A 26,069-nucleotide genomic window follows, 5' to 3' on the forward strand; every position below is an offset into this window, starting at 1 on the left:
CCGGTGACCACCGTCGAGCAACCGGTGGACGTGCTGCTCAGCGACGGCACGACCGTCCAGCTGCGACAGATCCGCCCGGACGACGCGGCGGCGATCGTGGCGATGCACGCCCGTTTCTCCGAGCGCACCCGCTACCTGCGCTACTTCTCGCCGTACCCGCGCATCCCGGAGCGGGACCTGAAGCGGTTCGTCACCGTCGACCACCGCGACCGGGAGGCGTTCGTGGTGCTGGCCGGCGAGCGGATCGTCGCGGTCGGCCGGTACGAGCGGCTCGGACCCGCCTCGCCGGAGGCCGAGGTGGCGTTCGTGGTGGAGGACGCCTACCAGGGTCGGGGCATCGGCTCGGTGCTGTTGGAGCACCTGGCCGACGCGGCCGGTCGGCACGGCATCGTGCACTTCGTCGCCGAGGTGCTCCCGGCGAACGGGACCATGCTGCGGGTCTTCGCCGACTTCGGCTACCAGGTGCAGCGCCAGTACGCCGACGGCGTGGTGCACCTGACCTTCCCGATCGCGGCGACCGAGGCGACGCTCGCGGTGCAGCGTGGCCGGGAGCACCGCACCGAGGCGCGTTCGATCGCCCGGCTGCTCGCCCCGCGCGGCATCGCGGTCTACGGCGCCAGCGCCACCGGCCAGGGCGTCGGCGCGGCGCTGCTCGGTCATCTGCGCGACGGCGGGTTCGCCGGCGCGATCGTGCCGGTGCACCCGAGCGCGGCGACGGTGGCCGGGTTGCCCGCGTACCCGTCGGCGTCCGACGCCGGCCTGGACGTCGACCTGGCCGTGGTGGCGGTCGCGCCGGAGGCGGTGACCGAGGTGGTCCAGGACGCGGCCCGGGCGGGCGCGCACGGGCTGGTGGTGGTCTCCGCCGGGTTCGCCGAGTCCGGTCCGGCCGGGGCGGCGGCGCAGCGGGCCCTGGTCCGCGCCGCGCACCTGGCCGGCATGCGGGTGGTCGGCCCGAACTGCCTCGGCGTCGCCAACACCGACCCGGCGGTACGCCTCAACGCCACGCTCGCCCCGGTGCTGCCGGCGCCCGGGCGGGTGGGCGTGTTCAGCCAGTCCGGCGCGTTCGGGGTGGCGTTGCTGGCCGAGGCGTCGCGGCGCGGGCTGGGGCTGTCCAGTTTCGTGTCGGCCGGCAACCGGGCCGACGTCTCCGGCAACGACCTGTTGCAGTACTGGCAGGACGATCCGGCCACCGACGTCATCACGCTCTATCTGGAGACGTTCGGCAACCCGCGCAAGTTCGCCCGGTTGGCCCGGCGCATCGGCCGGAGCAAGCCGGTGGTGGCGCTGGCGTCCCTGGCCCGGCCGCCGGGGGTGGGCGAGGCGCCCGCGCTGGACGCCGCAGCGGTCAGCGCGCTGTTCGCCCAGTCCGGCGTGATCCGGGTGGACACCGTCGCGGAGCTGCTCGACGTGGGCGTGCTCCTGGCCCACCAGCCGCTGCCGGCCGGCCGGCGGGTCGCCGTGGTGGGTAACTCCTCGGCGCTGACCGGGCTGGCCGCGACCGCGTGCGCCGGGCAGGGGCTGGTCGTGGCGGACGGGTACCCGGAGGACGTCGGGCCGACCGGTGGAGCCGCCGCGTACGCCGCCGCGCTGGCCGCCGCCGTGGCCGACGAGCGGGTGGACGCCGTGGTGGCGGTCTTCGCCCCGCCGCTGCCCGGTCAGCTCACCGATCCGGAGGCCGACTTCGCGGCGGCGCTGCCGGACGCGCGGGCCACCGGCAAGCCGGTGGTGGCGACGTTCCTGGCCGGGCGGGTGCCGGCCGGGGTGCCGGCGTATCCGAGCGTGGAGGAGGCGGTGCGGGCGTTGGCCCGGGTCGGCACGTACGCGGACTGGCTGCGCCGGCCGCCCGGCGTGCCGCCCGAGCTGCCCCGGGTCGACCGGGTGGCGGGGCAGGCCGCGATGCGGGCCGACGGGGCGGATCCGGCGGCGCTGCTGGGTGCGTACGGGATCGACGTGGTGCGGTCCGTGCCGGCCGGTTCGGTCGACGAGGTGGTGGCGGCGGGAAAGCGGCTCGGCTGGCCGGTGGCGTTGAAGGCGGCCGCGCCGGGGCTGCGGCACCGGCTCGACCTGGGCGCGGTCCGGCTCGACCTGGCCGACGCCGGCGCGCTGCGCCGCGCGTACGCCGAGATGGCCCCGGTGTTCGGTCCGGAGGTGCTGGTGCAGCCGATGGTCGCGCCGGGGGTGGCGTGTGTGGTGGAGCTGGTGGAGGATCCGGCGTTCGGGCCGGTGGTCGGGTTCGGCCTGGGCGGGGTGGCGACCGAGCTGCTCGGCGACCGGGCCTGGCGGGCGGTGCCGTTGACCGACCGGGACGCCGCCGAGCTGGTCGACGAGCCGCGGGCCGCGCCGCTGCTGCGCGGGCACCGGGGTGCCGCGCCGGTGGACCGGGCCGCCCTGGTGGACCTGCTGCTGCGGGTGGGTCGGCTCGCGGACGAGCAGCCCCGGGTGCGGTCGCTCACGCTCAACCCGGTGCTGGCCCGCCCGGACGGCATCTCGGTGCTGCACGCCACGGTGCGTACCGGCGCCGAGAGCCCGCGCCCCGACACGGGCCCGCGCCGGTTGTAAGGAGGGGCCCCTTCCTAACGCCTCCGGTAGAGGAAGGGCCCCTTCTTAACACCGTCAGGCGCGGGAGGAGATCTGCTGCACCGACCACTCGTTGCCGTCGGGGTCGCGGAAGAAGACGAAGCCGACGTTGTCCAGCGGGTGCGGCACCGGCCGGGGGTTGCGGCCGACGACCTGGATGTCGCCGACCTCCACACCCCGCTCGACCAGCTCCGCCCGGGCCTTCTCCAGGTCGGACACGACGAGTTGCAGCCCCTTGAGCGAGCCGGGCGGCATCTCCGGCACGACGCCCCGGCCGAGGACGATCGAGCATCCGGAGCCCGGGGGCGTGAGTTGCACGATGCGTCCCACCCCGCCCAGGTCGGTGTCGTGGTCGACGGCGAAGCCGACCCGCTCGGCGTAGAACTCCTTGGCCCGGTCGATGTCGGAGACCGGCACGATGACCACTTCCAGGGTCCAGTTCACGGGGTCACTCCCTCTGTCGTCGGGTGCAGCAGGTCCGTGAGCCGGTCGAACGCCTCGGCCAGGCCACGGGTCATCGGATAGCGGAGCACGGTGTCGCGGCCCTGCCGGGTGGCGAACCGCAGGGTGGTGACGACCGTGGTCCGGCCCGCCGACTCGGTGAAGTCGTGGCGGACCAGCGTCTCGCCCGGATAGGACTGGTCGTCGAAGAGTTCGGTGCACACCAGCCGGGCCGGCGGGTCGATCTCCCGGTAGGCGCCGCCCTGACCCATCAGCGTGCCGTCGGGCCCTCGGGAGACGAAGCGCCAGCGCCCGTCCACCCGCAGGTCCACCGCGCACTCGATCAGGTGCCAGCCCCGCGCGCCCCACCAGCGGACCAGCAGGTCGGGGCGGGTGAAGGCGGCGAACACCAGGTGTCGGGGGGCGGCGAAGTCACGACTCAGCCGGATCTCCCGGTCGCCGTGGAGGGTCACGGTCAGGTCCGGCGGAGCGGCGCTCACCGCGGGTCCCCGGTGGTCAGTTCGGCGAGCACCTCGTCGAGGCGCGCGTAGCTCTCGGCCCAGTAGTCCCGGTAGTCGGCCAGCCACGCGACGGCCGCCCGCAGCGGCCGCGCGTCCAACCGGCAGGGGCGTCGCTGGGCGTCACGGCCGCGGGTGACCAGGCCGGCGCGTTCGAGCACCCGGAGGTGCTTCGACACGGCCGGTTGGCTCATCGCGAACGGCGCGGCCAGCTCGGTGACGGTCGCCTCGCCGGCGGCCAGCCGGGTGAGGATGGCCCGTCGGGTGGGGTCGGCCAGCGCGGCGAAGGTCGCGTCGAGCAGGTCGGCGGTCACGTTCATAACCTCCTGGTTTGATAACCAGTTGGTTTTATCCGCTGCGAGCGGCCGCGTCAAGCACCGGACACGCGACAGGCCCCGGCGAACCGCCGGGGCCTGTCGGTGGGGCGTCGGGTCAGCAGGCGTACGCCTCCAGCCGGTTCGCCCGCTCCGGGTCACGCAGCTTGAGCAGCGTCACCTTCTCGATCTGCCGGATCCGCTCCCGGGACAGCCCGAACTCGCGGCCCACCTCGTCCAGCGTGCGCTGGCGGCCGTCGTCCAGGCCGAAGCGCAGGCGGATCACCGCCTGCTCCCGCTGGGACAGCGTGGCCAGCACGATCCGCACCTCGTTGCGCAGCTCGCCGTTGGTGGCGGCGTCGCCCGGCTCGGCGCGCGGGTCCACCGCGGCGACGAAGTCGCCGAGGGCGCTCTCCCCGTCCTCGCCGACCGCCTGGTCCAGGCTCACCGGCTCCCGGTCGTACGAGATCAGCTCGATCACCTGGAACTCGGGGATCTCCAGCGCGGTGGCCACCTCGGCCACGGTGGGCTCGCGACCCAGCGCCACGGACAGCTCGCGGCGCACCCGGACCATCCGGTTGACCTGCTCGACCATGTGCACCGGGATGCGGATGGTGCGGGCCTGGTCGGCCATGGCGCGGGTGATGGCCTGGCGGATCCACCAGGTGGCGTACGTGGAGAACTTGTAGCCCTTGGTGTAGTCGAACTTCTCGACGGCGCGGATGAGGCCGAGGTTGCCCTCCTGAATCAGGTCGAGGAAGGCCATGCCGCGTCCGGTGTAGCGCTTGGCGATGCTCACCACCAGCCGCAGGTTCGCCTCCAGCAGGTGGTCCTTGGCGGCGCGCCCCTCGGCGGCGACCAGCGCCAGGTCCGCGCGCAGCTCGGCGGAGACCGGCGTGCAGGTGGCCAGCTTCTCCTCGGCGAAGAGCCCGGCCTCGATCCGCTTGCTCAGCTCCACCTCCTGCGCCGCGGTGAGCAGCTTGGTGCGGCCGATCCCGTTCAGGTACGCCCGGACCAGGTCGGTGGAGACGCCGCGCTCGTCGGTGGCGTCCAGGTCGGTGAGGGTGACGTCCATGTCCTGGTGCTCGATCATTCGCTGGGTCATCTCTGTTCTCCCCGTGTCCTACGTGCCGTACCGGTCCCCGTGCCGCCGGCGCGGTGGGCCGGTGACAACAAGCTTGGCGGTCGGGGCGTGAGACGGGAGTGAGGCGATCGGGGACCCGACACGAATCCGGGCGGAAGTCCGGCTGTCGCTTGCCCGACCCGGATACCGTGCCAGCGTCCGGCCGATGGAGCCGGGAACGAACCGGCGATCGGAGAACGTGGTGGTCTTCAAGCGGCTCATGCAGGCGATGGGCGTGGGCGGTCCGTCGGTGGAGACGGTGCTGGCCAACCCGAACTGCCGCCCGGGCGGTCAGCTGGAGGGCCGCGTCCACGTGGTCGGCGGCGACCACCCGGTGGATGTGAGCTGGGTCGCGCTCGGCCTGGTGACCCGGGTCGAGGTGGAGAGCGGCGACTCGGAGTACGACACCACCCAGGAGTTCGGCCGGGCCCAGGTGACCGGCCCGTTCCGGCTGGACCCGGGGCAGCGCTACGACGTGCCGTTCCGTTTCCAGGTGCCCTGGGAGACCCCGCTCACCGACCTCTACGGCCAGCACCTGCACGGGATGACGATGGGCCTGCGGACCGAGCTGGAAGTGGCCCGGGCGGTGGACAAGGGCGACCTGGACGCGGTCGCGGTGCACCCGCTGCCCGCCCAGGAGCGTCTGCTGGAGGCGTTGCTGCGGCTGGGCTTCCGGTTCGCCCGCGCCGACGTGGAGCGCGGCCACATCTACGGCGTACGCCAGCAGCTGCCGTTCTACCAGGAGATCGAGTTCTACCCGGCGCCCCAGTACGCCGGCGCGATGAACCAGCTTGAGGTCACCTTCGTCACCGACCCGCAGCAGGTGCAGGTGGTGCTGGAGATGGACAAGCGGGGCGGCCTGTTCACCGAGGGGCGGGACGCGTTCGGCCGGTTCACCGTGGACCACGCCACCGCGGATCGCACCGACTGGGCCGCCCAGCTCGACGGCTGGCTGCGCCAGTCGCTGTCCCGCCGGGGTCTGTTCTTCTAGGCCGTCAGAGGTCCAGCAGGAGGGTGCGGGGACCGACGTTGACGCTCTCCACCAGCATGTGGGTGCGGAAGCGGCCGGTCTCCACCTTCGCGCCCCGGGCGCGCAGCTCCTCGACGACGGTGTCCACCAGGGGTTCGGCCACCTCGGCCGGGGCGGCGGCGGTCCAGCTCGGCCGCCGGCCCTTGCGGGCGTCGCCGTAGAGCGTGAACTGGCTGACCACGAGCAGCGGCGCGCCGGTGTCGGCGGCGCTGCGGTCGTCGTCGAGGATGCGCAGCTCGTGCAGCTTGCGGGCCATGGTGGCGGCGACCTGCGGGGTGTCGGAGTGGGTGACGCCGAGCAGCACCAGCAGCCCGTCGGCGATCTCGCCGACCACCGCGCCGTCGACGGTGACCGACGCCCGCCCGACGGTCTGCACCAGCGCCCGCATCAGTCGGTCACCGGTTCGACGAGGCCGCGCTCGACCAGGTGCGCCACGATCGGTCCGGCCGCCTCGGCCAGCTGGTCCGGTGCCACGTCGTGCGCGGCGGCGAGCAGGGCGAGCTGGTCGCGCAGCGGCAGCCGGCCGTCCGCGCCGCCGACCAGGGCGAGCACCAGCGGGTCGATCTCCTCCGACCAGCGCAGGCCGCGCGGCATGGCCAGGACCTGCCGGTCCACCGCCCAGCCGTCGTCGCCCATGGTGGCCTCCTGGCGCAGCTGGAGCCCGTCGGCGGCCCGGTAGCGGGCGGCGAGCAGGCCGTCGACGTCTCGGGCGCGCAGCCAGTCCTGCCGGTCGAACCACTCGCCGATCCGGTCGCCGAGCGGCGGTTCGACCCGCTGGCGCAGGTCCTCGACCCGGACGATCGGCTGGTCGTGCCCGGCCCGGCGCAGCGAGACGATGCCGAACCCGATCGCCTCGACCTTGTGCGCGTCGAACCAGTCCAGCCAGGCCTCCATCCGCGCCGGGTCGGCGCGCTCTCCGACGTCGGTCAGCCAGAGGTTCACGTACGCCATCGGGTCGGCCACCTCGCGCTGGATCACCCAGGCGTCCAGGCCGGTGCCGGCGAACCACCCGGTGACCCGCTCGGCCCAGTCCTCGCCGGTGACGTGCACCCAGTTCGCCAGGTACTGCATGGTGCCGCCCTCGGTGAGCAGGTCCGGCGCGGCGGTGGCCAGCTCGGCGCCGATCGCGTCGCCGACCCGACCGGAGTCGCGGTAGACGTGCGTGGTGGTGCCGGGGCCGACCACGAACGGCGGGTTGCTGACCACCAGGTCGAAGCGGCGTCCGGCCACCGGGGCGACCATGTCGCCGCGGAGCAGCTCCCAGTCCTGCCCGTTGAGCGCGGCGGTGGTGGCGGCGAAGCGCAGCGCCCGCTCGGACACGTCGGTGGCGGTGACGTGACGGGCGTGGGTGCCCAGGTGCAGCGCCTGCACGCCGGAGCCGGTGCCGAGGTCGAGCGCGGTGTCGACCGTGCGGCGCACGGCGGCGCCGATCAGCGTCTGGGTGGCGCCGCCGACGCCCAGCACGTGCTCGGCGTGCAGGGGCCGGCCGGGCCGGGCGCTGGCCGGCACGTCGGCGAGCACCCACCAGTCGTCGCCGTACGGCTCCAGGTCGACGCCGGCACGCAGCCCGTCGCCGTGGCGTTCGACGATGCCTCCGGCCAGCGCCTCGTCCACGCACAGCGGGGCGAGCGCCTCGGCCACGACCGGCTCGGGCTCGGTCTGGTCGCAGATGAAGACCCGGATCAGCGTGGCCAGCCGGTCGCGGTCCTCGGTGGCGCGCAGCGCGGCCCGGTGGTCGTTGCGGGCCACGCCGCCGGTGGCCTGCGGGCCGAGCCGGTCGGCGATGCCGTTCGCGGTGAAGCGGGCCAGCGTCAGCGCGGTGCGCAGCGCGTCCACCCCGGCGGGGGAGAGCAGCATGTCGTGACGGTTCACACCGGTCATCCTGCCTCGCCCGGCGGCCGGCGTGACGCGCACCCGCCGATCCGGACCACAGACTGTATCAATCGGCAACTATCTCTTTCATGGACATCGATGTATGGCTAGCATTCCCTCCAACATCCGTCGATGGGCGGTCCGCCGGCCACGAACCGGCCCGCCCGGTAGGGAGCCAGACGATGCCCGACGTGTCCGTTCCCCGGCGGCGCGCGCTGCGCGCGCTCGCCGTCACGGCCGCCGCCGCGGCCCTCACCGCCGCCGCCTCCACCCCGGCCCTCGCCGCGCCGACCGGCGAGATCCGGTACGCCGGCGCCGCCGACGCCGTCAGCGGCAGCTACGTGGTCGTGCTCAAGGGCGACGCGGTCGGCACCGCGAACAGCCGCACCGCCCGCACCGCCGTGCCGGACCGGGCCGCCGGCCTGGCCAAGCGCTACGGCGGCGCCGTCGGCACGGTGTGGAGCGCCGCCCTCACCGGCTACAACGCCACGATGAGCGCCGCGCAGGCCCGTCGGCTGGCCGCCGACCCGGCCGTCGCCTACGTCGAGCAGGACCGCCGGGTGACCGTCCAGGGCACCCAGACCGGCGCCACCTGGGGCCTGGACCGGATCGACCAGCGCAACCTGCCGCTCAACGGCACCTACACCTACCCGAACACGGCCAGCAACGTGCGGGCCTACATCATCGACACCGGCATCCGGACCACCCACACCGACTTCGGCGGCCGGGCGACCTGGGGCACCAACACGGTGGACAGCAACAACACCGACTGCAACGGTCACGGCACGCACGTCGCCGGCACGGTCGGCGGCACCAGGTACGGCGTGGCCAAGGGCGTCCGCCTGGTCGCGGTGAAGGTGCTCAACTGCTCCGGCAGCGGCACCACCGCCGGCGTGATCAGCGGCGTCAACTGGGTCACCTCGAACGCGGTGAAGCCGGCCGTGGCCAACATGAGCCTCGGTGGCGGCGCCAGCAGCACGCTGGACAACGCGGTGGCCAACTCGATCAGCTCCGGCATCACGTACGCCGTCGCGGCCGGCAACTCCAGCGCCAACGCCTGCAACTCCTCGCCGGCCCGGGTCGCCTCGGCGCTCACCGTCGGCTCCACCACCAGCAGCGACGCGCGGTCGTCCTTCTCCAACTACGGCTCCTGCGTGGACATCTTCGCCCCGGGCTCGTCGATCACCTCGGCCTGGCGCACCAGCGACACCGCGACCAACACGATCAGCGGCACGTCGATGGCGTCCCCGCACGTGGCCGGCGCCGCGGCGCTCGTGCTCGGCGCCAACCCCTCCTACACGCCCTCCCAGGTGGCCAGCTACCTGACCGGCAACGCCACCACCGGCAAGGTGACCAACCCGGGCTCGGGCTCGCCGAACCGGCTGCTCTTCGTGGTGAACTGAGCGCACCGTGAGTCGCGCGGCCCGGTGGACCCCAGCCCGGTCCACCGGGCCGCGTCGCGCGCGTCGGGGAGTCGCCCCCGCGACCGGTGGCCGGGGCGGCAGGATGGGGGCATGACGCTCTCCCTGCCCATCGACCCGCAGGCCAACGAGCTGCTCGGGCGCAGCCCGCTGGCGTTGCTCCTCGGCATGGTGCTGGACCAGCAGGTGCCGATGGAGAAGGCGTTCTCCTCCCCGTACGTGCTGACCCAGCGGCTCGGTCACGAGCCGGACGCCCGGGAACTGGCCGGGTACGCCCCGGAGGCCCTGGTGGAGCTGTTCGCCCGGCCCCCGGCGCTGCACCGCTTCCCCAAGGCGATGGCCGCTCGCACCCAGGAGGTCTGCCGGGCGCTGGTCGAGCGCTACGACGGCGACCCGGCCCGGCTCTGGTCCGACGCGGCCGACGGCCGGGAGCTGCTGCGCCGGGTGGGTGAGCTGCCCGGCTTCGGCCGGCAGAAGGCGCAGATCTTCGTCGCCCTGCTCGGCAAGCGGTTCGGGGTCACCCCGCCGGGCTGGCGCGATGCGGCCGGCGACTACGGCGACCCGGCGGCGCACCGCTCCGTGGCCGACGTGACCGACCCCGAGTCGCTGCGCCGGGTACGCGAGTTCAAGCAGCGGATGAAGGCGGAGGCGAAGGCCGCGAAGGGCTGACCATGAGCGAGCAGCGGGGCGGGGCGCTGCTGCGCACCATGGCCAGCCCGGAGCGGGCCACGTTCCTGGAGCTCTTCTTCGACCTGGTCTTCGTCTTCGCGCTGACCCGGGTGTCGCAGCGACTGATCACCGACCTCGACGGCTCCGGCGAGGCGATGGCCGCCGGTGTCGGCCAGACGCTGCTGCTCTTCCTGGTCCTCTGGCACGTCTGGACCATCACCACCTGGGTGACCAGCCGCTACGAACCGGAGCGGATCGTCATCCAAGCGCTCGTGGTCGGGACCGCGTTCGGCAGCCTGGTGCTCGGGGTGACGCTGCCCCGCGCACTGGAGGAGCGGGCGCTGCCGTTCGTGCTCGCGTTCGTGGTGATGATGGTCGGCCGGCCACTGGTGATCGTGGCGGCGCTGCGCGGCCACCCGCGGCGGACGGTTCCGCTGCGGCTCGCCGCCTGGGCCGGCACCAGCGCGCCGCTCTGGCTGGCCGGCGCGCTGCTGCCCGGGTCGCGCCTGCCGCTGTGGGTGGTGGCGCTGGCGGTGGACTACCTCGGCACCTACCTGGGGTGGCCGCTGCCCCGGCTCGGTCGGTCCCGCATCCGGAGCTGGTTGGTGGCCGGGGAACACCTGGCCGAGCGCTACCAGCAGATCTTCCTCATCGCGCTCGGCGAGTCGGTCCTGGTGATCGGGGTGGCCTACAGCGGCGAGCGGTTCTCCCGGCAGGGCGCGGCGGCGTTCACGCTCGCGTTCCTGGTCACCGCGCTGCTCTGGCGGATCTACTTCCACCGGGCCGGGTTCCTGCTCGCCGAGGCGCTGCGCCGGGCCGGCTCCCCGGGGCGGCTGGCCGAGTCGGCCGCGCAGACGCACCTGTTCATGGTGCTCGGGGTGCTCGCCGCCGCGGTCGGCTACGAGCTGGTCATCGCCCACCCGTTCGACCCGGCCGAGCCGCGCTGGCTGGTCTTCGTGGTGGGCGGCCCGGCCCTGTTCCTGGCCGCCCGGTCCCGCTTCGAGTACGAGATCTTCGGCCGGGTGTCCCGCTCCCGACTGGCCGGGCTGCTGGCCCTGGTGCTGCTCGCGCCGGTGCTGACGGCCGGGTGGGCGCTGCTGGCGCTGGGCGCGGTGGCCGGCGTGCTGGCCCTGGTCGCGCTCGCCGACGCCCGGCACGCCTGGGGGCGGCCGCCGGAGTCCTCCGACTCGCCGCTGGGGCGGGAGATGCGCGGCGAGGCCGGCCCCGAGGCGTGAGCGGTCAGGCGGCGGTCGGCCGGGACAGCGAGGCCAGCGCGCGGCGCACGTCGGCCAGCGAGACGGTGGCCGAGTCGTCCAGGTCGGCCAGGCCGGCCTCGATCCACTGCCGCATCAGGGTGGTCACGCCGATGCCGCGCGCCTCGGCGGCGGCCCGGACCCGGTCGTAGGTCTCCAACGGCAGCCGCACCGAGCGACTCACCATCGGCACGTCGCTGTCGGGGGTGGGTAGCTGCGCCGGCGACGTCTCGTCGATCAGGTCGGCGAACGCGTCGCCGCCGGCGTGGAACCGCTTGGTCGCCTCGTCACGGTGCATGGTGACCGCCTCCTCGTCGGCGTGACCTCCGCACCGCCTCGTCGTAGCGCTTGGCCTCGACGTCGCTCAGCTCGCGGGCGGAGAGGATGTCCCAGTCGTTGTCGGTGCCGTCGGCCTCGGCCAGCAGCACGGCGAGTCGTCGGCCCCGGTGGTCGGTGGCGTAGACCACCATGACGTCGTCGCCGAGGTGCCGGATGACCCGACGGCTGCTGTGCAGGGCCTCCCAGACTTCCCCGGGTGTGACGTCGTAGACCCGCAGGTTCGCCAGCGCCTCGTCGGTGAAGCTGAACCGGTTGGCCACGAATCGGAGCGTACCACGCACGTAACACGAGCCGGGTGGGTCGAAGTTCGCCGATCATCCGTCCGGAGTGACAGGATGGGCCGTATCCCCTCGTAGGAGGTCCGTGGTGAAGCGTCAGGCTTACCAGCCGATCCTGATCACCGACGCCCCGCGCAGCCAGGACGACCAGCTCACCAGCCGGCAGAAGCGTTACGTGCTGATGATGGGCGTCCGGGTCGCGTGCCTGGTCGCGGGCGCGATCCTGGTCGGCGTCAAGGCCCCGCTGCTCTGGCTCTGGCTGCCGCTGTGCGGCCTCGGCATGGTGCTCATCCCGTGGCTCGCGGTGCTGTTGGCGAACGACCGCCCGCCCAAGGAGGAGCACCGCCTGTCCACCAGGTTCCAGCAGCGCCACCGCGACGAGACGCCGCCGATGGCGCTCCCGGCCGAGGAGCGCCCGCACAAGGTCATCGACGCCGAACCCTGACCCGAGTTCTCCGCACCCTCCGCGGGCAGCGCTCAGCAGCGCAGACGAACGGCGCGTCGCGGCTCGGCGTGTCGCGGCGAGTGACGACCCTCCTCACGAGCGATATACCTCTGAGTCATAAAAATGCCTGAGAGGTATATCGGCCTACGCAGAACCTCTGTGCCGGTGCCGTCATATATCGGCCTACGCAGAACCTCTGTGCCGGTGCCGTCGGCGCCGTGGCCCCGCCACCCCCTACCGAGCCGGCCCCGCACCACGCCGAACCGGCCTTGTGCCGGTGCCGCGTCCGGGCCGGCCCCGCCAGCCCCGCCCCGCCAGCCCCGCCAGCCCCGCCCCGCCCCGGCGGCGTGCTGGCCCGGCGGGCGCGGTCAGGCGACGGGGCGTGCGCCGACGGTCGTCACGGCCAGGGCGCCGAGGTCGCCCGCTCGGGCCAGGGCCGCGCGCGGGTCGGCGCCGGCCAGCCAGGCGGTGAGCAGACCGGCCGCGAACGCGTCCCCGGCCCCGGTGACGTCCACCACGGCCACCCCGGGCGCCGGCGCCGTCTCCACCCGGCCCCCGCGCTCCACCCAGACCGCGCCGGCCGCGCCGCGCTTGACCACCACCCGGTGCGCCACCGACGTCAGCGCCCGCGCCTGGGCCGCCGGATCCAGGCCGCCGGCCAGCACCGTCGCCTCGTCCGTGTTGACCAGCAGCAGGTCGACGTCGCGTACCCAGGTCAGGAACGATCCGCCGACGCGCCGCAACGGCGCCGCGGAGGCCGCGTCGACGCTGACGGTCAGCCCGCGCTCGCGGGCCGCGGCCAGCGCGCGCAGGCCCGCGCCGCGCGACCCGACGTCCAACAGGGTGTACGCGGACAGGTGCAGATGCCCGACGTCGGGCGCCGCCGCCAGGGCCGCGTCCACGTGCCCTGCGGTCAGACGCAGGTTGGCGCCCCGCTGGCTGACCATGGTCCGCTCGCCGCCGTGGGTGAGCACGATGACGGTGCCGGTGGGGTAGCCCTCGTGCCGCTCCACCACGCAGTCCACGCCGACCCTGGTCAGCTCGGCCACCCGTTCCCGGCCGGTCTCGTCGTCGCCGACGGCGGCGACCAGCGTCACGGCCGCGCCCTGCCCGGCGAGCCAGGCCGCCGTGTTGGCCGCCTGACCGCCGCCGCTGAACCGGATCCCGGCCGCCGTGTCCGAGCCGGTGGCCAACGGGCCGGACAGCACCGCGAGCACGTCCGTGATCACGTCGCCCACGACGACGACGCGCCGCGTCCCGCTCATGCCGGGCCAGCCGGGCGCCGGGCCGCCGCGGCGACCGCGATCCGGGCCGCCAGGTCGGCGTTGCGCAGGATGATGCGGACGTTCACCGCCAGGCTGGCGCCCTCGGTGGCGGCGTGGAAGTGGGCCAGCAGGAACGGTGTCACCGCCTTGCCGGTGATCCCCTCGCGGGCCAGCGCGGCCAGTCCCTCGGCCAGCGTGCGGTCGTGCAGCGCCGGGTCGAGCTGCTCGTCGACGGGCAGCGGATTGGCCACGACCAGCCCTCCGTGGTGCACGCCCTGCGCCGCACGGGCGGCCAGCACGTCGGCCACCTGCTCCGGGGACTCCACCGACCAGTCCAGGTCGAACCCGGCGTCGGTCAGATAGAACCCGGGGAAGCGGCGGGTGCGGTAGCCCACCACGCCCACCCCGAGCGTCTCCAGCCGTTCCAGCGTCGCGCCCACGTCGAGGATCGACTTCACTCCGGCGCAGACCACGGCGATCGGCGTGCGGGCCAGGGTGACCAGGTCCGCCGACTCGTCGAACGTCTGCGCCGCCTCGCGGTGCACGCCGCCGAGCCCGCCGGTGGCGAACACCCCGATCCCGGCGGCCGCCGCGACCGCGCTGGTGGCCGCCACCGTGGTGGCCCCGTCCGCGCCGGTCGCCGCGGCCGGCGCCAGGTCGCGGACCGAGAGCTTGCTCACGCCGTCGACGGTGGCGAGGCGGGTGAGCTGGGCGTCGTCCAGCCCGACCCGCAGCTCACCGGCGACCATGCCGATGGTGGCCGGCACCGCGCCCGCGTCCCGGACCGCCTGCTCGATCTCCCGCGCGACGCGCAGGTTGTCCGGCCGGGGGAGGCCGTGCGAGACGATCGTGCTCTCCAGCGCCACGACCGGGCGCCCGTCGCGCAGGGCGGCGGCCACGTCACTGCCGAGGCTGATGTGAAAGTTGGTCACTTCGGCTACGGTACGGGCCGCTCCCGGGGCGGGCCCAGGTGGACCGGCCCGGGCGGACCTGCAAAACTGGAAGGTCGGAGGTGCAGACGTGAGCACAGAGGTTCTCGAGCGTCCCGAGCTGAAGGACGCCGACACTGGTCCCGAGATGTTCCACTACGTCCGCAAGGAGAAGATCGCCGAGAGTGCCGTCATGGGCACCTACGTGGTCGCGCTCTGCGGCGAGACGTTCCCGGTCACCAAGGCCGCCAAGCCCGGCTCCCCGGTGTGCCCGAAGTGCAAGGAGATCTACGACTCCTACTCGGAGTGATCGTGGGCGGCTGCGCCGCCCGCCCACGTAACCTGCGGCGGTGACCACCTCCACCGCGCTGCTCCTCGCCGACCTCACCGGCGTGGCGGTGTTCGCCGCCTCCGGCGCCTCCGCGGCGGTGGCGAAACGACTCGACCTGTTCGGGGTGGTCTTCGTCGGTGTGGTCGCCGCCCTCGGCGGCGGCATCTTCCGCGACCTGGTGATCGACGAGGTTCCCCCGCTGGCGTTCGCCGACTGGCGGTACGCGGTCACCGCCGCGGTCACCGCCGCCGCGGTGTTCCGGCTGCACCCCCAGCTCGCCCGGCTGCGCACCACCGTGCTGGTGCTCGACGCGGCCGGCCTCGCCCTGTTCACCGTCACCGGCACGCTCAAGGCGCTCGACGCGCACGTGCCCGCCGTCGGCGCCTGCATGATCGGCATGCTCACCGCGATCGGCGGCGGGTTGGGCCGGGACCTGCTCACCGGCGAGATCCCGGTGGTGCTGCGGTCGGAGATCTACGCGGTCGCCGCGCTCGCCGGCTCGATCGTGGTGGCGCTGCTGTCGACCTCCGGACACGCCACCACGGTGCCGCTGACCGGCGCGGCGGTCTTCGTGTTCGGGCTGCGCCTGATCGCGCTGCGGCGACGCTGGTCGGCGCCGGTGCCCACGCTGCGCCCGCCCCGCACCGGGACCCGCTGGCCGTAGCCGGCGACCCGTCGCGCACCGGGGTGGGCGGATGTGACCAGCGTGGCGTCGAGTGGGGCGGAACGCCCCCGCTGGTTATGCTGAGTCGGCCTTCGCGGCACCGGATGCGCGAGGGCCTTTTCATGGGCGGCGGCTCCCGTGGCCCCCGGTCGGGCCCGCCGCCGTCCGCGGCGGAGAGGAGCCACGCGTGCCACCGCGGATGCCCGCGCTCGACACGTTCCCGCCCCTGCGTGCCTGGCAACGCAGGGCGATGGTGGAATACCTGCGCCGGCGGGCCGAGGACTTCACCGCGGTCGCCACGCCCGGCGCCGGAAAGACCACCTTCGCGCTGCGGATCGCCGCCGAGCTGCTCGCCGACGGCACCGTCGAGGCGGTCACCGTGGTCGCGCCGACCGAACACCTGAAGACCCAGTGGGCGCAGGCCGCGGCCCGGGTCGGCATCCAGCTCGACGCCGCGTTCCGCAACGCCGACCTGCACTCCGCCGCCGACTTCCACGGCGCCGTGGTCACCTACGCCCAGGTCGGCATGGCGCCGCAGGTGCACCGGCGGCGCACCATGACCCGGCGGACGCTGGTGATCCTCGACGAGATCCACCACGCCGGCGACGCCCGCACCTGGGGCGACGGCGTCAAGGCCGCGTTCGAGCCCGCGGTACGCCGGCTGATGCTCACCGGCACGCCGTTCCGCTCCGACGACAACCCGATCCCTTTCATCAGCTACGAACGCGGCGGGGACGGGCTGCTGCGCTCCCGCGCCGACTCGATCTACGGCTACTCCGACGCGCTGCGCGACGGCGTGGTCCGGCCGGTGCTGTTCCTGGCCTACTCGGGGGAGACCCGGTGGCGCACCAACGCCGGCGACGAGCTGGCCGCGCGGCTGGGCGAGCCGATGACGCAGGACCTGATCGCCCAGGCGTGGCGGACCGCGCTGGACCCGGCCGGCGACTGGATGCCGCAGGTGCTGCGCGCCGCCGACGCCCGGCTCAGCGTGCTGCGGGCCAACGGCATGCCCGACGCTGGCGGCCTGGTCATCGCCAGCGACCAGCAGGTGGCCCGCGCGTACGCGAAGCTGCTGGAGCAGGTGACCGGTGAGAAGGCCGCCGTGGTGCTCTCCGACGACCAGGGCGCCTCGGCGCGGATCGCGACGTTCGCGGCCTCCGAGCAGCGGTGGCTGGTCGCGGTGCGGATGGTCTCCGAGGGCGTGGACATCCCCCGGCTGGCCGTCGGGGTGTACGCGACCAGCGCCAGCACCCCGCTCTACTTCGCGCAGGCGATCGGCCGGTTCGTCCGGGCCCGCCGGTCCGGCGAGACCGCGTCGGTCTTCCTGCCCAGCGTGCCGCACCTGCTCGGGCTGGCCAGCGAGATGGAGGCCGAGCGGGACCACGTGCTCGGCAAACCCAAGGACCGCGAGGGCTTCGACGACGACCTGTTGGAGCGTGCCCAGCGCGACGACGGGGCCAGCGGCGAGCTGGAGAAGCGGTTCGCCGCGCTCTCCGCCACCGCCGAGCTGGACCAGGTGATCTTCGACGGCGCCTCCTTCGGCACCGCCGCCCAGGCCGGCACCCCGGAGGAGGAGGAATACCTCGGCCTGCCCGGGTTGCTCACCGCCGACCAGGTCTCGCTGCTGCTGACCAAGCGGCAGGCCGAGCAGCTCGCCGCGCAGAAGCGTCGAGCCGCCCAACGGACCGCTGAGCCGGCCGCTGCCGCCCCGGCGGCGGCGCCCCCACCGATGAGCGCGGCCCAGCGTCGGGTGGCGCTACGGCGGCAGCTGAACGCCCTGGTGGCCGCCCGGCACCACCGCACCGGCCAGCCGCACGGCAAGATCCACGCCGAGCTGCGCCGGCTCTGCGGCGGCCCGCCCAGCGCCCAGGCCACGATCGAGCAGCTCGAGGAGCGCATCGCCACCCTGCAGACCCTGTAAGGAAGGGCCCCTTCTTAACGCCTCCGGTAGTGCAGGGGCCCCTTGTTAACACCTGGGCGCGCGGATGCGAAAAACCGACCGGAGGCGACCCGTGTGGGTGCCTCCGGTCGGTTATGTCGAGTTGCGGGTTTTCTGTCGGACCTCAGTTCGCCATCAGATCGGCGCCACGCCAGCTGAACTCCGGGTCCGACGCGTAGCGCACGGTGATCTTCACGAGATCCTCCGCGTACTTGTTCGCGTGGTGCCCACAGAACACCAGCTCGCTCCCACCCGCCAGAGTGATCCGGAGCTTGCCGGCAGCATTGCAGCGGTCGCACCGTTCATCGGCGGCCGGGGGGCTCACCGTCTCGGGCGGCGGCGTGAGGGTCGGGGTCATCGCCTTCCTCCTCTGGTCGTCACCGATGAACACTCTCTTCGGTTGCTCACCTATCGTGCAACACCCATCTCGGGCCCTGCCTTCCCTGTGTGCCCGCGGGGGACCGAGGTCACACCTGGCGTGGAAGACAGTGTGCCGTGCACCAAGGGTGCCACGTCAACGATCACAAACAGGCAACCGACCGATCACCGATGAGTGTTCTACGGCTGGTGATCAAACCGGCACGACGAGTTGACGTGCGGTGGTCAGTCCAGGTAGTCGCGGAGCACCTGGGAACGCGAGGGGTGCCGCAACTTGGACATCGTCTTGGATTCGATCTGCCGGATGCGTTCCCGGGTCACGCCGTACACCTGGCCGATCTCGTCCAGGGTGCGCGGCTGACCGTCGGTCAGGCCGAACCGCAGGCGTACCACGCCCGCCTCGCGCTCGGACAGCGTCTGCAGGACCTGCTGGAGCTGGTCCTGCAGCAGCGAGAACGACACCGCGTCGACCGCCACCACGGCCTCGGAGTCCTCGATGAAGTCGCCGAGCTGGCTGTCACCCTCGTCACCGATGGTCTGGTCGAGCGAGATGGGCTCCCGGGCGTACTGCTGGATCTCCAGCACCTTCTCCGGTGTGATGTCCATCTCCTTGGCCAGCTCCTCCGGGGTGGGCTCGCGGCCCAGGTCCTGGAGCAGCTCGCGCTGGATCCGGCCGAGCTTGTTGATCACCTCGACCATGTGCACCGGGATGCGGATGGTGCGGGCCTGGTCGGCCATGGCGCGGGTGATGGCCTGGCGGATCCACCAGGTGGCGTACGTGGAGAACTTGTAGCCCTTGGTGTAGTCGAACTTCTCGACCGCGCGGATGAGGCCGAGGTTGCCCTCCTGGATCAGGTCGAGGAAGGCCATGCCGCGCCCGGTGTAGCGCTTGGCCAGCGAGACCACCAGGCGGAGGTTGGCCTCCAGCAGGTGGTTCTTGGCGCGCTCACCGTCCCGGGAGATCCACATCAGGTCGCGCTGCAGGTCGCGGACCAGCTTCTCCTCGCCCTCGTCGGCGGCGCGCAGCCGCTCGGCGGCGTAGAGGCCGGCCTCGATCCGCTTGGCGAGCTCGACCTCCTGCTCGGCGTTGAGCAGCGGCACCTTGCCGATCTGCTTGAGGTAGGCCCGGACCGAGTCGGCGGAGGCGGTCAGCTCGGCGTCCCGGCGCGCCTGCTTGAGCGCCTCGGACTCCTCGTCGTCCCACTCGAAGTCGTTGTCGGTGGCGGAGCTGGCGGCGTCGGCCTCGGCGGCCTGGGTCAGCTCGGCCGGCTCCTCGACCACGACGTCCTCGATCTCGGCGGCCAGTTCCTCCGGGTCGATCTCGCCCTCGGCGCCCTCGCCCTTGGCGCCGGCCTTGCCGGACTTCGCCGCGGCGGTCTTGGCGGCCACGGTGGCCTTGGTGGCCCGGGTCGCCTTGGTGGCCTTCGCCGGGGCGGCGGCCGTGGCGGCCACGTCGGCGGTGGTGCCGGCGGCCTTGCGCGCCGTCGCCTTCCGCGGGGCCGGCGCCGGGGACTCCTCGGCGGCGGGCGCCTGCTTCGGGGCGGGCGCGGCGGCCTTCTTGGTGGTCTTGGCGGTGGTCGCCCGGGAGGCCGGGGTGGCGGACCGGGCCGCGGCGACCCGGGGGCGGCGGGTGCTCGCCGAGCCGTCCACGACCACCGTCACGCCCGCCTCGGAGAGCGCACGGAGGATCTTCTTGGCCTGGGCCGGGGTCACCTCAGCGGACTCGACGGTGCGCGCGAGCTGGGCCGACGTGAGCTGGCCGCCGGCGCTCTGCGCGTGGGCGATCAGGGTGTCGGTGAGCGAGCGAACGTCGGCGCCGGTCTGGCGGGGTTCTGTCACGAATGACCTTCCGGAGGCGAAAGAGCGAGCACGGCCGGGTCGTCCGGCGCAGCACGAACGGCCGTGCCGGGCGAGTCGTTGAGGGACCCCCGTGTCCCGGGCCGTCCGGTCGGTGGCGGTCCGTGGCGCGTGGGCAGGGTGAATTGTAACGCCGTCTGCCGCGATCATCCTGCGCCGCACGGCTACCGGTGGTCCGGGACCGCCGAATCAGCGCAGATGTGGACTTTGTAAGGATGATACCCACGCGCGACGCGGGCGGTCCCGATCGTGCGGGAAGGGGACAAACATGATCACCTCGGCGCCCACGCCGCGGGAGTTGCTCACGATCGCCGTCGAGGTGGCCCGCGACGCCGCCGCCACCGCGCACCGGATGCGGGCCGAGGGCGTGTCGGTGGCCGCGACCAAGAGCACGGTGACCGACGTGGTCACCGCCGCCGACCGCGCGGTCGAGCGGCAGGTGCTGGCGGCGCTGCGGGAGCGCCGCCCCGGCGACGCGGTGCTCGGCGAGGAGTACGGCACGGGGGACACCGGCCCGGCCGCCGAGGACGGCGTGCGCTGGGTCGTCGACCCGATCGACGGCACCGTCAACTACCTCTACGGGCTGCCCTACTGCGCGGTCTCGCTCGCCGCCGAGGTGGCCGGCGAGGTCGTGGCCGGGGTGGTGCGCAACATCGCCACCGGCGAGGAGTGGACCGCCACCGCCGGCGGCGGGGCCTGGCGGGACGGGGAGCGGCTGCGCTGCTCCACCGAGACCGACCTGGGGCAGGCGCTGGTCGCCACCGGCTTCGGGTACGACGCCGGCCGCCGGGCGCACCAGGCCCGCGTGGTCGCCGAGCTGATCCCGCACGTGCGGGACATCCGCCGGATGGGCGCGGCCGCGCTCGACCTCTGCCTGGCCGCCGAGGGGCGGGTGGACGCCTACTACGAGAAGGGGCTCGCCGCCTGGGACCTCGCCGCCGGCGGGCTGGTCGCCCGCGAGGCCGGGCTGCTGGTGACCGGGCTGTCCGGTCGGGCGGCCGGGCCGGACCTGGTGCTCGCCGCGCCGCCGGCGCTGCACGGGCCGCTGCACACCCGCCTCGCCGACCTGGACGCCTCCGGCGGGCCGTGACCGGCGCCCACCCCGGCGTACGCGTCAGGGCGGCCTCCCGAACCGCGGAGGCCGCCCTGCGTCGTCGTCGGGTCGGGCCGGGTGACCGGCCCGCCGGTCACTTGTCGACCGGCATCGGGCACGTCTCCTCCGGCGCCTCGGGCGCGCCCAGGTCGCCGAGCGACTGGTTCACCTCGGTGGTGGTGGCCAACTGCTGGAAGCCGTTGCCCAGGACCACGTCGACGCTGTCGTCCTTGCGGTTCGGGTCGAACTTCCGCTCGGCCTCGTTGAGGAAGTACGCCCGCAGCAGGTGCGCCGAGCCGACGCCCTTGGGGCCGTAGCGCAGCATGGCCACGCCGTCGAACGCCTTCTTCTCGTTGCCGACCTTCTTGACCTGGAACTTGCGGTTGCGGAAGTCGTCCGCGACCAGGCCGGCCCGGCCGGCCTCGTCGGTGGCGTTGTAGACGTTGAGCTTCACGTCCTTCTGCTCCCGCAGCCGCAGGTCGACCAGCTGCCAGCCGTCCGGGCACCCGGCGGCCGTGCCCGCCTTGCTCTGGGTGTCGCGCACCACGGCGACGACCACGATGACCAGGGCGATGACCGCCAGCAGTCCGACGACAACGAGTGCCCGCACTCGCGCAAAACTCATCCTGGGCGCTCCCCCGGACAGTGATTGGGTGGCGGCGGCCGCCGCGGTCGGGCCGCGTGCGTGGCCGTCCAGTACGCCGCTGAGGTTAACCCTTGTCCGGCTCCCGCGTGGAAACAGTCCGACATGCCGGCGCGCCACCGGGGGAACGGGTAGGACTACCCCTATCTTCGTGTCGCCTGAGTCACATTGGGAACAACTTCGGGCGCAGGGGCGTACATCTCTCCCGCGAGGGCGGTATACATGCCTCGCCCAAAGGGGGGGTAAGGTTCCGCGCTCGCCGGGGGGTTCCGCTCCGGCGAGCCCGACCCAACGGTCGTCGGGTCGGGTGCCCGACACAGATGGTGGCCGGCCAGGGGAACCGAAACGGCGTCGTCCGGCGTTACAACCGGCAGCGACCATATCGATATTGGAGAGTGAAACCGATGGCCACCGACTACGACGCCCCGCGTCGCGACGAGGTCGACCTCGGCGAGGACAGCCTCGAAGAGCTCAAGGCCCGGCGGGTCGACTCACAGTCGGGCGCCGTGGACGTCGACGAGGCCGAGGTGGCCGAGAGCTTCGAGCTGCCCGGCGCCGATCTGGCCGACGAGGAGCTCACGGTCAAGGTCCTCCCGATGCAGCAGGACGAGTTCCGGTGCGCGCGCTGCTTCCTGGTCCACCACCGCAGCCAGCTGGCGGTCGAGCGCAACGGCGACCTGATCTGCCGCGAGTGCGTCTGATCCCGCCCGGGGAAACCGGCGGCGGCCCCGGTGCGGGGCCGCCGCTGTTCGAGCTGCCGTGCGCGGGTGGCCGGAAGCTGCTTGACTCGTAGCGGCGGCTGCCACGCCGCACGGAGCAGGAGGGCGGACGGGTGAGCGAGCGCAGCGAGCGTGCGGACGGGACCGACCGAACGCCGGCCCCGGAGCCGGGACCGGCGCCGACCACCCCGGACGCGGCCACCGCTCCGGCCGAGCCGGGCCGGGCGCCGTCCGGTGGAGACGGTGACGAGCTGGGCGCGACCGTCGCCGCCCTGACCGCCGACGACATCGCGCCGGCCCGCCGCCGGCAACTGCTGGTCCGGATGGTCGGCCAGGCCCGGGCCCGCGGCATCACCGACCTGTTCAAGCCGAAGGCGGCGCTGCGCTGGATGACGGACACCGTCGCCGAGGTCGCCCCGCACGTGCCGATCCGGGACCTGGCCACGCTCCGGCGGCACTTCCCGGGGCTGGACGACGACGAGCTGGCCGACCGGCTGGTCCGCAACGCCTCCCGGGCCACCGCCGGGGTCGGCGCGGCCGGTGGCGGGGTCGCCGCGGTCGAGTGGGCGGTCACGCCCACGCTGCTCTCCGCCCCCGTCCTGCTGGCCGCCGAGACGGTCGCGGTGGTGGCGATCGAGCTGAAGCTGATCGGCGAGCTGCACGAGATCCACCGGATGCCGCTGCCGACCGGCGGCACCGCCCGCGCCGTGGCGCTGGTGCAGTCCTGGGCCGGACAGCGGGGGATCAACCCGATGATGCCGGGCGTCGGGGTGAGCGCGGTGCTGGGCACCGCCGCCCGCCGCGAGCTGCGCGACAGCCTGCTGCGCCGGTTCGGTCGCAACCTCACCACGCTCGGGCCGTTCCTGACCGGCGCCGCGGTGGCCGGCTACCTCAACCGGCGGGCCACCCGCGCGCTCGGCGAGCAGCTCCGCAAGGACCTCCGGCACACCGCCCGCGGCCTCCCGCACAAGCGGGGCTGAGGGCCCCGGCGGGGGACGGTCAGGCCGCGTCGCGGGCGGCCAGCAGGGCCGCCGCCAGCTCCACCGGACGCCGGGTGCTGACCACCCAGAACGGGGTCGGGTCCGCCGGGTCGTCCAGCACCACCTGGACCGCGCCGCCGACCCAGGGACGCTGGACCACGAAGGCGAGTGGGTCGGCGCCGACGCCGAGCACCTCGCGCCGGCCGGCCGCGTCGAGCGGCACCACGTCCGCGACGTGCCGCACCGGCAGGTGGGCGTCGTCGACCCGCAGCTCGCCGTCGCGCACCTCGACCCGGATCCGGCCCAGCCACCACAGCGCGGCCACCGTGCCGGGAATCAGCAGCACGAACGGCAGCCAGGCGCGGACCCCGGTGGCGCCCAGCCACAGCTCGGCGGCGAGCAACCCGGCCACGGCCAGGCCCACCGGCCAGGCCCACCAGGGCAGCCCGAGGCGCTCCGCGTACGGCGCGGGGGTGGCCGTCGGGGCGGCCGGGGATGACGACTGACGCACACTGCGAGGGTACGGCGCGCGGCGGGTCGGCCAACCGGCAGGATGGCAGGGTCACCCCGCGAGGACCGGACGGAAGAGGATGACCGTGACAGACGTCGTGCCCGTGCCCGTACGGCAGCTCGACCCGGAGCTGCCGCTGCCGGCGTACGCCCATCCCGGCGACGCCGGCGCGGACCTGGTGTCCGCCGTGGACGTGGAGCTGCCGCCCGGCGGCCGGGCCCTGGTGCCCACCGGCGTCGCGGTGGCGCTGCCCGAGGGGTACGTGGGACTGGTCCACCCCCGATCGGGGTTGGCCGCCAGGCTCGGCGTGACGGTGCTCAACGCGCCCGGTACGGTCGACGCCGGCTACCGGGGTGAGATCCTGGTCAACCTGATCAACCATGATCGGGACAGGCCGGCCACGATCAGCCGGGGCGACCGGATCGCCCAGCTGGTGGTCCAGCGGGTCGCCCGGGCCGAGTTCCGGCCGGTGGCCGAGCTGCCCGGGTCGCGGCGCGGCACCGGTGGGCACGGATCCACCGGCGGGCACGCCGGGCTGGTTCCGGCTCCGGCCGGTGGGCAGGACGAAGAGGTGGCAGGGTGAGTGCGAACAGCGGAGGGTGGGCGCAGTGATCTTCTCCCGGAAGCGGGCCGACGAGACGCGTGACGACGCGGTCCTCGACGTCGAGGAGGCCGCCGGGCCGTCCCGCGGCCCGTACGACGCCAGCGAGGCGCCCGACGCGCCCCGGCTGGACCTGGGCAGCCTCCAGATCCCGGCGGTGCCGGACGTGGAGGTGCGGGTGCAGGCCGACCCCCAGGGGGTGATCCAGCAGGTGGTGCTGGTGCACGGGCAGAACGCGCTCCAGCTCGGCGTCTTCGCCGCGCCCCGCTCCGACGGCATCTGGGACGAGGTGCGCGAGGAGATCCGCCAGTCGCTGTTCAACGACGGCGCCGCGGCCCAGGAGGTCGAGGGCGAGTACGGCACCGAGCTGCGCGCCCGGCTGCGCACCCCGGACGGCATGACCGACCTGCGGTTCGTCGGCATCGACGGGCCGCGCTGGATGGTCCGCGGCGTCTTCCAGGGCCAGGCGGCCACCGACCCGGCCGCCGCCGGCCCGCTGGCGGCCTGCCTGGACGGCCTGGTGGTCGACCGCGGGCAGGAGGCCAAGCCGGTGCGGGAGCCGCTGCCGCTGCGGCTGCCCCGCGAGGTCGCCGAGCAGCAGGCCGCCCAGGAGCAGGCCGCCGCCGGTCCGCAGGAGGTCTGACGCACCGTGCCGGGGCCCGGTCCCGTCGGCCTGCGGGCCGGCGGCGCCGGGCCCGTCGCGTGCGCGCCCACGCCGGTCCCGCCGGCGCGCCGGATCGGCGTACGCTGGCGGGACGGTTCCGCCGTCCGCGGAGCCCCGGCGTGGAGAGGGTGACGCGGAGGTCATGACGACCGACCAGGGCCGGGTGTCGCTGCGGCGGCTCCTGCAACGGCTCACCGCGAGCGAGGCCGAGATCGAGGCGCAGGAGCTGCGCCGGGAGAGCGCCGAGTCCGGCGGCACGCCGACCCACCAGTGCAACCGGGGCCAGGTGGTCTCGGTGGCCGGGCGGCTGCGCACGGTGGTCTACACGCCGCGCACCAACCTGCCCACGCTGGAGGCCGACCTCTACGACGGCAACGACGTGGTCACCCTGGTGTGGCTGGGCCGGCGGCACATCGCCGGGATCGAGCCGGGCCGGCACCTCACCGCCCGCGGCCGGGTGGCCGTGCGGGACGACCGCAAGGTGATCTACAACCCGTACTACGAGCTGGAGTCGCCGAAGTGACGACCGGACAGCAGCGCACCCCGTCGGGGCTCGACCCGCAGGACGACGAGCGGCTGCCCAGCATCGCCGAGCAGATGGCCGACCAGCTGGGCGGCTGGCGCGGGCTGGTCGAGTCGAGCATCCCGGTGGTGGTCTTCGTGATCGCCAACGTGGTGGGCGAGCTGCGTCCCGCGGTGATCGCCTCGGTCGCGGTGGCGCTGCTGATCGCCGTGCTCCGGCTGATCCAGCGCCGGCCGGTGCGGCACGCGGTGAACGGGCTGTTCGGCGTCGGCATCGGCGCGGCCATCGCCTGGCGCACCGGCAACGAGCGCGACTTCTACCTGCCCGGCATTCTCTACGGGATCGGCTACGGGCTGGCGCTGCTGCTGTCGGCCGCGATCCGGCAGCCGCTGGTCGGCTGGATCTGGTCGGTGCTGGTGGCCAAGGGCCGCTCCGAGTGGCGCGACGACCCGAGGCTGGTGCGCACCTTCACCCAGCTCACTGTGCTCTGGGGCGTGGTGTGGCTGGCCAAGGTCGGCGTGCAGGCCGGGCTCTACCTGGCCCACCAGGACACCGCGCTCGGCGTGGCCCGGCTCGCCCTGGGCTACCCGCCGTACGCGCTGCTGCTGCTGATCACGGTCTGGGTGGTGCGCCGGGTCACCCGGGAGGGCGCCCCGGCCCCGCTGCCCGGCGCCTGAGGGGCCGCCCGCCCG

Annotated in this window: 30 protein-coding genes; 16 read left to right on the plus strand and 14 right to left on the minus strand. The window is 74.1% G+C overall.

Features of this window, described 5'->3' with window-relative positions:
- The first annotated feature begins 3 nt into the window (after positions 1-3).
- Positions 4-2,559, plus strand: a complete 2,556-nt coding sequence (locus tag O7600_RS26950) for a bifunctional GNAT family N-acetyltransferase/acetate--CoA ligase family protein (protein WP_281591215.1) — start codon at positions 4-6, stop codon at positions 2,557-2,559.
- Positions 2,560-2,613: 54 nt separating this feature from the next.
- Here O7600_RS26950 and O7600_RS26955 read toward each other — a convergent pair whose 3' ends face one another.
- The 4 genes from O7600_RS26955 to sigB all read right to left on the minus strand — a co-directional run bounded on the left by O7600_RS26955 (position 2,614) and on the right by sigB (position 4,955).
- Entirely contained in the window at positions 2,614-3,021 is a 408-nt protein-coding gene (locus O7600_RS26955) for a VOC family protein (RefSeq protein ID WP_281591216.1), read from the minus strand.
- Positions 3,018-3,518 (minus strand): SRPBCC family protein, encoded by a 501-nt coding sequence (locus tag O7600_RS26960; RefSeq protein WP_281591217.1) that lies wholly within the window; start codon positions 3,516-3,518, stop codon positions 3,018-3,020. The genes O7600_RS26955 and O7600_RS26960 overlap by 4 nt, the downstream gene beginning before the upstream one ends.
- Entirely contained in the window at positions 3,515-3,856 is a 342-nt protein-coding gene (locus tag O7600_RS26965; protein ID WP_281591218.1) for a metalloregulator ArsR/SmtB family transcription factor, read from the minus strand. Before O7600_RS26965 ends, O7600_RS26960 begins: the two co-directional genes overlap by 4 nt.
- A gap of 112 nt (positions 3,857-3,968) precedes the next feature.
- A complete protein-coding gene (sigB, locus tag O7600_RS26970) occupies positions 3,969-4,955 on the minus strand; it encodes an RNA polymerase sigma factor SigB (protein WP_091579604.1) in 987 nt (328 codons plus the stop codon).
- A gap of 220 nt (positions 4,956-5,175) precedes the next feature.
- Between sigB and O7600_RS26975 the strand changes: the two genes are divergently transcribed.
- On the plus strand, positions 5,176-5,964 hold the full coding sequence (locus tag O7600_RS26975) for a sporulation protein (RefSeq protein ID WP_091583963.1): 789 nt from the start codon (positions 5,176-5,178) through the stop codon (positions 5,962-5,964).
- A 4-nt stretch (positions 5,965-5,968) separates the two neighbouring features.
- Here the strand turns inward: O7600_RS26975 and dtd are convergent, their stop codons facing one another.
- Together dtd and O7600_RS26985 are read right to left on the minus strand one after the other, a co-directional pair.
- Complete coding sequence (gene dtd, locus O7600_RS26980; RefSeq protein WP_281591219.1) at positions 5,969-6,391, minus strand: D-aminoacyl-tRNA deacylase; 423 nt, start codon at positions 6,389-6,391, stop codon at positions 5,969-5,971.
- A complete protein-coding gene (locus O7600_RS26985) occupies positions 6,391-7,875 on the minus strand; it encodes a methyltransferase (protein WP_281591220.1) in 1,485 nt (494 codons plus the stop codon). Before O7600_RS26985 ends, dtd begins: the two co-directional genes overlap by 1 nt.
- 182 nt (positions 7,876-8,057) lie before the next feature.
- On the opposite strand from O7600_RS26985, the gene O7600_RS26990 reads away from it, so the two are divergent.
- The 3 genes from O7600_RS26990 to O7600_RS27000 all read left to right on the plus strand — a co-directional run bounded on the left by O7600_RS26990 (position 8,058) and on the right by O7600_RS27000 (position 11,200).
- Positions 8,058-9,278, plus strand: coding sequence for a S8 family peptidase (locus O7600_RS26990; protein WP_281591221.1), 1,221 nt, complete (start codon positions 8,058-8,060; stop codon positions 9,276-9,278).
- A gap of 111 nt (positions 9,279-9,389) precedes the next feature.
- A complete protein-coding gene (locus O7600_RS26995) occupies positions 9,390-9,965 on the plus strand; it encodes an HhH-GPD-type base excision DNA repair protein (RefSeq protein ID WP_281591222.1) in 576 nt (191 codons plus the stop codon).
- 2 nt (positions 9,966-9,967) lie between these two features.
- Positions 9,968-11,200 (plus strand): low temperature requirement protein A, encoded by a 1,233-nt coding sequence (locus tag O7600_RS27000; protein WP_281591223.1) that lies wholly within the window; start codon positions 9,968-9,970, stop codon positions 11,198-11,200.
- A gap of 4 nt (positions 11,201-11,204) precedes the next feature.
- Here the strand turns inward: O7600_RS27000 and O7600_RS27005 are convergent, their stop codons facing one another.
- Together O7600_RS27005 and O7600_RS27010 are read right to left on the minus strand one after the other, a co-directional pair.
- Positions 11,205-11,516, minus strand: coding sequence for a hypothetical protein (locus O7600_RS27005; RefSeq protein ID WP_091579582.1), 312 nt, complete (start codon positions 11,514-11,516; stop codon positions 11,205-11,207).
- Positions 11,506-11,817 carry a hypothetical protein gene (locus O7600_RS27010; protein ID WP_281591224.1) on the minus strand — a complete coding sequence of 104 codons (312 nt, stop codon included), beginning with the start codon at positions 11,815-11,817 and terminating at the stop codon, positions 11,506-11,508. The genes O7600_RS27005 and O7600_RS27010 overlap by 11 nt, the downstream gene beginning before the upstream one ends.
- Before the next feature lie 106 nt (positions 11,818-11,923).
- On the opposite strand from O7600_RS27010, the gene O7600_RS27015 reads away from it, so the two are divergent.
- Positions 11,924-12,280, plus strand: coding sequence for a DUF3099 domain-containing protein (locus tag O7600_RS27015; protein WP_099164711.1), 357 nt, complete (start codon positions 11,924-11,926; stop codon positions 12,278-12,280).
- A gap of 368 nt (positions 12,281-12,648) precedes the next feature.
- Here the strand turns inward: O7600_RS27015 and O7600_RS27020 are convergent, their stop codons facing one another.
- Both O7600_RS27020 and O7600_RS27025 read right to left on the minus strand, forming a co-directional pair.
- Entirely contained in the window at positions 12,649-13,545 is an 897-nt protein-coding gene (locus O7600_RS27020; RefSeq protein WP_281591225.1) for a PfkB family carbohydrate kinase, read from the minus strand.
- Positions 13,542-14,477: a pseudouridine-5'-phosphate glycosidase gene (locus tag O7600_RS27025; RefSeq protein ID WP_281591226.1), complete on the minus strand. Its 936-nt coding sequence runs from the start codon at positions 14,475-14,477 to the stop codon at positions 13,542-13,544. Before O7600_RS27025 ends, O7600_RS27020 begins: the two co-directional genes overlap by 4 nt.
- Before the next feature lie 88 nt (positions 14,478-14,565).
- Between O7600_RS27025 and O7600_RS27030 the strand changes: the two genes are divergently transcribed.
- The 3 genes from O7600_RS27030 (at position 14,566) to O7600_RS27040 (ending at position 17,390) form a co-directional block, all read left to right on the plus strand.
- The gene (locus O7600_RS27030) at positions 14,566-14,784 is read left to right on the plus strand and encodes a DUF3039 domain-containing protein (protein WP_091579574.1); all 219 of its coding nucleotides are present in this window, start codon (positions 14,566-14,568) and stop codon (positions 14,782-14,784) included.
- A gap of 40 nt (positions 14,785-14,824) precedes the next feature.
- The gene (locus O7600_RS27035) at positions 14,825-15,469 is read left to right on the plus strand and encodes a TRIC cation channel family protein (RefSeq protein ID WP_281591227.1); all 645 of its coding nucleotides are present in this window, start codon (positions 14,825-14,827) and stop codon (positions 15,467-15,469) included.
- Positions 15,470-15,668: 199 nt separating this feature from the next.
- A complete protein-coding gene (locus O7600_RS27040) occupies positions 15,669-17,390 on the plus strand; it encodes a DEAD/DEAH box helicase (protein WP_281594277.1) in 1,722 nt (573 codons plus the stop codon).
- Positions 17,391-17,532: 142 nt separating this feature from the next.
- Here the strand turns inward: O7600_RS27040 and O7600_RS27045 are convergent, their stop codons facing one another.
- Both O7600_RS27045 and O7600_RS27050 read right to left on the minus strand, forming a co-directional pair.
- On the minus strand, positions 17,533-17,766 hold the full coding sequence (locus O7600_RS27045; protein WP_013284786.1) for a hypothetical protein: 234 nt from the start codon (positions 17,764-17,766) through the stop codon (positions 17,533-17,535).
- 245 nt (positions 17,767-18,011) lie between these two features.
- The gene (locus tag O7600_RS27050) at positions 18,012-19,625 is read right to left on the minus strand and encodes an RNA polymerase sigma factor (protein WP_281591228.1); all 1,614 of its coding nucleotides are present in this window, start codon (positions 19,623-19,625) and stop codon (positions 18,012-18,014) included.
- A gap of 286 nt (positions 19,626-19,911) precedes the next feature.
- On the opposite strand from O7600_RS27050, the gene O7600_RS27055 reads away from it, so the two are divergent.
- Positions 19,912-20,733 carry an inositol monophosphatase family protein gene (locus tag O7600_RS27055; protein WP_281591229.1) on the plus strand — a complete coding sequence of 274 codons (822 nt, stop codon included), beginning with the start codon at positions 19,912-19,914 and terminating at the stop codon, positions 20,731-20,733.
- 97 nt (positions 20,734-20,830) lie between these two features.
- Here the strand turns inward: O7600_RS27055 and O7600_RS27060 are convergent, their stop codons facing one another.
- Positions 20,831-21,346: a LytR C-terminal domain-containing protein gene (locus tag O7600_RS27060; RefSeq protein WP_281594278.1), complete on the minus strand. Its 516-nt coding sequence runs from the start codon at positions 21,344-21,346 to the stop codon at positions 20,831-20,833.
- A 437-nt stretch (positions 21,347-21,783) separates the two neighbouring features.
- On the opposite strand from O7600_RS27060, the gene O7600_RS27065 reads away from it, so the two are divergent.
- Both O7600_RS27065 and O7600_RS27070 read left to right on the plus strand, forming a co-directional pair.
- Entirely contained in the window at positions 21,784-22,080 is a 297-nt protein-coding gene (locus O7600_RS27065) for a DUF4193 domain-containing protein (RefSeq protein WP_013284790.1), read from the plus strand.
- Positions 22,081-22,349: 269 nt separating this feature from the next.
- Positions 22,350-23,078, plus strand: a complete 729-nt coding sequence (locus O7600_RS27070; protein WP_281594279.1) for a hypothetical protein — start codon at positions 22,350-22,352, stop codon at positions 23,076-23,078.
- A gap of 19 nt (positions 23,079-23,097) precedes the next feature.
- On the opposite strand, the gene O7600_RS27075 is transcribed toward O7600_RS27070, so the two are convergent.
- On the minus strand, positions 23,098-23,589 hold the full coding sequence (locus tag O7600_RS27075; RefSeq protein WP_281591230.1) for a DUF3093 domain-containing protein: 492 nt from the start codon (positions 23,587-23,589) through the stop codon (positions 23,098-23,100).
- 85 nt (positions 23,590-23,674) lie between these two features.
- Between O7600_RS27075 and dut the strand changes: the two genes are divergently transcribed.
- The 4 genes from dut to O7600_RS27095 all read left to right on the plus strand — a co-directional run bounded on the left by dut (position 23,675) and on the right by O7600_RS27095 (position 26,054).
- A complete protein-coding gene (gene dut / locus O7600_RS27080; RefSeq protein WP_281591231.1) occupies positions 23,675-24,172 on the plus strand; it encodes a dUTP diphosphatase in 498 nt (165 codons plus the stop codon).
- Between the two features lie 25 nt (positions 24,173-24,197).
- The gene (locus tag O7600_RS27085) at positions 24,198-24,833 is read left to right on the plus strand and encodes a DUF3710 domain-containing protein (protein ID WP_281591232.1); all 636 of its coding nucleotides are present in this window, start codon (positions 24,198-24,200) and stop codon (positions 24,831-24,833) included.
- 163 nt (positions 24,834-24,996) lie between these two features.
- Entirely contained in the window at positions 24,997-25,377 is a 381-nt protein-coding gene (locus O7600_RS27090; protein ID WP_091579534.1) for an OB-fold nucleic acid binding domain-containing protein, read from the plus strand.
- The gene (locus O7600_RS27095; protein WP_281591233.1) at positions 25,374-26,054 is read left to right on the plus strand and encodes a DUF3159 domain-containing protein; all 681 of its coding nucleotides are present in this window, start codon (positions 25,374-25,376) and stop codon (positions 26,052-26,054) included. Before O7600_RS27090 ends, O7600_RS27095 begins: the two co-directional genes overlap by 4 nt.
- The last annotated feature ends 15 nt before the right edge of the window (positions 26,055-26,069 follow it).

Source organism: Micromonospora sp. WMMA1998 (assembly GCF_027497375.1).
GTDB lineage: Bacteria > Actinomycetota > Actinomycetes > Mycobacteriales > Micromonosporaceae > Micromonospora > Micromonospora sediminicola.

Excerpts from the sequence above, each read along its gene's own strand:
- O7600_RS26965 (WP_281591218.1), bottom strand. The coding sequence starts at position 3,856 with ATGAACGTGACCGCCGACCTGCTCGACGCGACCTTCGCCGCGCTGGCC.
- sigB (WP_091579604.1), bottom strand. The coding sequence starts at position 4,955 with ATGACCCAGCGAATGATCGAGCACCAGGACATGGACGTCACCCTCACC.
- dtd (WP_281591219.1), bottom strand. The coding sequence starts at position 6,391 with ATGCGGGCGCTGGTGCAGACCGTCGGGCGGGCGTCGGTCACCGTCGAC.
- O7600_RS26990 (WP_281591221.1), top strand. The coding sequence starts at position 8,058 with ATGCCCGACGTGTCCGTTCCCCGGCGGCGCGCGCTGCGCGCGCTCGCC.
- O7600_RS26995 (WP_281591222.1), top strand. The coding sequence starts at position 9,390 with ATGACGCTCTCCCTGCCCATCGACCCGCAGGCCAACGAGCTGCTCGGG.
- O7600_RS27000 (WP_281591223.1), top strand. The coding sequence starts at position 9,968 with ATGAGCGAGCAGCGGGGCGGGGCGCTGCTGCGCACCATGGCCAGCCCG.
- O7600_RS27005 (WP_091579582.1), bottom strand. The coding sequence starts at position 11,516 with ATGCACCGTGACGAGGCGACCAAGCGGTTCCACGCCGGCGGCGACGCG.
- O7600_RS27020 (WP_281591225.1), bottom strand. The coding sequence starts at position 13,545 with ATGAGCGGGACGCGGCGCGTCGTCGTCGTGGGCGACGTGATCACGGAC.
- O7600_RS27040 (WP_281594277.1), top strand. The coding sequence starts at position 15,669 with ATGCCCGCGCTCGACACGTTCCCGCCCCTGCGTGCCTGGCAACGCAGG.
- O7600_RS27045 (WP_013284786.1), bottom strand. The coding sequence starts at position 17,766 with ATGACCCCGACCCTCACGCCGCCGCCCGAGACGGTGAGCCCCCCGGCC.
- O7600_RS27055 (WP_281591229.1), top strand. The coding sequence starts at position 19,912 with ATGATCACCTCGGCGCCCACGCCGCGGGAGTTGCTCACGATCGCCGTC.
- O7600_RS27065 (WP_013284790.1), top strand. The coding sequence starts at position 21,784 with ATGGCCACCGACTACGACGCCCCGCGTCGCGACGAGGTCGACCTCGGC.
- O7600_RS27090 (WP_091579534.1), top strand. The coding sequence starts at position 24,997 with ATGACGACCGACCAGGGCCGGGTGTCGCTGCGGCGGCTCCTGCAACGG.